This window comes from Paenisporosarcina sp. (assembly GCF_057785155.1).
Window position 1 is genome coordinate 1 of record NZ_JBYNRN010000010.1, and the last position, 3538, is coordinate 3538.

General features: G+C 42.7%; 3 protein-coding genes. 1 reads left to right on the forward strand and 2 read right to left on the reverse strand.

Translation table 11 applies throughout. From position 1 onward, the window contains the following. Positions 1 to 444 precede the first annotated feature (444 nt). Positions 445 to 1323 (forward strand): IS982 family transposase, encoded by an 879-nt coding sequence (locus AC3EA5_RS02990; RefSeq protein ID WP_488607010.1) that lies wholly within the window; start codon positions 445 to 447, stop codon positions 1321 to 1323. 194 nt (positions 1324 to 1517) lie between these two features. Here the strand turns inward: AC3EA5_RS02990 and groL are convergent, their stop codons facing one another. Together groL and groES are read right to left on the reverse strand one after the other, a co-directional pair. After that, complete coding sequence (groL, locus tag AC3EA5_RS02995) at positions 1518 to 3134, reverse strand: chaperonin GroEL (RefSeq protein WP_085789511.1); 1617 nt, start codon at positions 3132 to 3134, stop codon at positions 1518 to 1520. Between the two features lie 71 nt (positions 3135 to 3205). Next, a complete protein-coding gene (gene groES / locus AC3EA5_RS03000; RefSeq protein WP_004888755.1) occupies positions 3206 to 3490 on the reverse strand; it encodes a co-chaperone GroES in 285 nt (94 codons plus the stop codon). Between the last annotated feature and the right edge of the window lie 48 nt (positions 3491 to 3538).

Sequence of the window (3538 nt, forward strand, 5' to 3'; positions counted from 1 at the left end):
TACAATATCATCACTTCAAGATGAGGGATGAGAGTCCGAAAGCGCTTACGATATCAATTCCTGAAAATGGTTCGCTAACTAGTGATTGACAACACCCGTAGTGAACCGAAAAAATGTTCTCCACAAAGTCTTGACTGACTCCATGAATAAGAAAGCCTGGTAAAGTGATCAAATCTTTGATAAACTGAGATTGCATGCGAAATTTCCTCCATGGTTGATGGTTTTGGTCACCTTTACCATACAGGAAATTTCGCATTTTTTGTACCCTTGATCAGAAAACAACCTGATTGTCAAGTACATTTTGTGGTGAAGAGCCTAGTTGTTGTAAAATTAACAAATTACCCGTGGTGCTAGATAAAATCAAACAAGCATAAAAAATAGCTCTTGCCTGGCGAATCTCCTGTAGAATGAAAGTGCGACCTACCATTCGAAAGGAGAATCCCCATGCAAGAGCACTTTCATTTTACTACAGATCGTGTCAAACTTCAAAAACAATATGCATCGATTTTGCTTTTTGTATCGGCTCAACTATCGAGTATCCAGATTCATCTTCAACGTCGAAATCTTCATTTGTTGAAACAGAAAGACGAAGTCATCATCACCATCCATGTCCTTGGAAAGTTGTTGGGCTTCACTTCCGAACGGGCTTGGCATCGGTTTGTGATTGGGAATTTGTTTCCCAAGGACTTATTCCCTGAGCGTTCTCGGTACAACCGTCGCTGCCGGGCGCTTAGCTTTGCGATCAAGTGGATTCGGCACCAGCTAGCCAAGCGTGGGCAACACCATGCGTATGCGGTCGTGGACAGCTTGCCGATCGAGCTGTGTCGTTCAGCTCGAATGCATCGCGCCAAACGGTTTCGTGGAATTGCGGATATTGGCTATTGTGCTTCGAAAAAGATCGCTTTCTATGGGTTGAAACTTCATCTGCAGGTCACCGACCAAGGGCTTCCGATGGGATATGTCGTCACTGAAGCGTCTTGTCACGATCGGGTGGCCGCTGAAACCGTCATGACGCAAATTCCACATCCGTATAACCTCGGTGACAAAGGGTATATCAGTCAAAAGCTGCAAAAGAAGCTGTACGAAGAGCACCGAGTCGCTTTTTGGACGCCCGTTCGAAAAAATCAGCGAATTCGCCAATCGGACGAATGGAAACAGTGGATGAAGCGAAAACGTAAAGTGGTGGAAACCGTGTTTTCGATTTTAGTCGATTCGTATCGGATCACCGAGATTCGAGCGAACTCGGTTTCTGGATTTGAAACGGCACCGGATGGTATTTTACTGGCTTACTCGCTTGTTGTTCTTGGGCTAGTTGAGCGTTAAGACCCAACTAGCACCACAGGTTTCACCTAATATAATTTCATAATTCCTTATGTTCGTTTTTGTTGTATTTTTGAATTTCCGATCTTCCAAAAAATCTTGATATGCAAATTTGAGCAACAAAAAAGGACTACCTCCTTTAAGGAAGTAGCCCTTACGATTGAATATATTTGTTTCTGCGACTAGTTCTCGTCTTATTACATCATGCCGCCCATGTCTGGCATGCCTGGTGTGTTTTTGTTTTCTTCTGGCTTATCTGCAACGACCGCTTCTGTTGTTAAGAACATAGCGGCAACAGATGCTGCGTTTTGAAGCGCAGAACGAGTAACTTTCGTTGGGTCAACAATACCAGCTTCGATCATGTCAACCCACTCGCCAGTTGCTGCGTTGAAGCCAACACCAGGTTTTTCTGTTTTTAAGCGCTCTACGATAACAGAGCCTTCTAAACCAGCGTTTTGTGCGATTTGACGAACTGGCTCTTCGATCGCACGAAGAACGATTTTCACACCAGTTGCTTCGTCACCTTCCGCTTCAATTGCTGCAACTTTGCTGTATACGTTCATTAACGCTGTACCACCGCCGGCAACGATACCTTCTTCAACTGCCGCACGTGTTGCGTTTAATGCGTCTTCGATGCGAAGTTTACGCTCTTTCAATTCAGTTTCAGTTGCAGCACCGACTTTAATAACGGCAACGCCACCAGCTAATTTTGCTAAGCGCTCTTGTAATTTTTCACGGTCAAATTCAGAAGTTGTTTCTTCTAATTGAGCACGGATTTGGTTGATGCGTGCTTGAATGTCTTCTGCACGACCAGCGCCACCAACAATTGTTGTATGTTCTTTCGTTACAACAACTTTCGCTGCACGACCAAGTGAAGCAATTGTTGTTGATTTCAATTCACGACCTAATTCTTCTGTAATGACTTCACCGCCTGTTAAGATCGCGATATCTTGAAGCATCGCTTTACGACGGTCACCGAAGCCAGGCGCTTTCACTGCAACAGCTGTGAATGTGCCGCGAAGTTTGTTTACAACTAATGTCGCAAGCGCTTCGCCTTCCACATCTTCAGCAATGATTAATAATGGTTTGCCTTGTTGAACAACTTGCTCTAATACAGGAAGAAGTTCTTGAATGCTTGAAACTTTTTTATCTGTAATTAAGATGTATGGATTTTCTAATACAGCTTCCATTTTATCAGAGTCTGTGATCATGTATGGAGATACATAACCACGGTCAAATTGCATACCTTCCACAACATCTAATTCTGTTGTGAAGCCTTTAGACTCTTCTAATGTAATAACGCCGTCTTTTCCAACACGTTCCATTGCTTCTGCGATTAATTGACCAACTTCTTCGTCAGCAGCAGAAATCGCTGCAACTTGAGCAATTGAATCTTTTCCTTCAATTGGTTTAGAGATCGCTTTTAATTCTTCTACCGCAACAGCAACAGCTTTTTCAATACCTTTGCGAATACCCATTGGGTTCGCACCAGCTGTTACGTTTTTCAATCCTTCACGAATCATCGCTTGCGCTAATACAGTCGCTGTTGTTGTACCGTCACCAGCAACGTCATTTGTTTTGCTTGCTACTTCTGCAACAAGCTTCGCACCCATATTTTCAAACGGATCTTCTAATTCAATTTCTTTCGCGATTGTTACACCGTCATTTGTAATTAATGGAGAACCAAATTTTTTCTCTAATACAACGTTACGACCTTTTGGACCTAATGTTACTTTGACTGCATCAGCTAATTTATCTACACCGCGTAACATCGCACGACGAGCTTCTTCGCTGAATTTAATTTCTTTTGCCATACATCTTACCCCCTTGATGATAATTTTTTGTTAAGTATTTTTGTATGCTTTATATGTTATCAGGCGAACGATTAACCAATCACAGCTAAAATGTCGCTTTCACGTAAAATTAAGTACTCTTTTCCATCATATTTCACTTCTGTACCCGCATATTTTGAGAAGATGATGCGGTCACCAACGCTTACTTCTGGAGCTACGCGCTCACCATTGTCAAGAACGCGGCCTGAACCAACCGCAACAACTTTTCCTTCTTGTGGTTTTTCCTTCGCTGTGTCTGGTAAAACAATTCCGCTCGCTGTTTTTTCTTCAGTTTGAATTAATTCAATGACAATACGATCACCTAGTGGCTTCAACACGGCAAACGACCTCCTTAATTAGATTTTCGTTCCGTTATTAGCACTCAT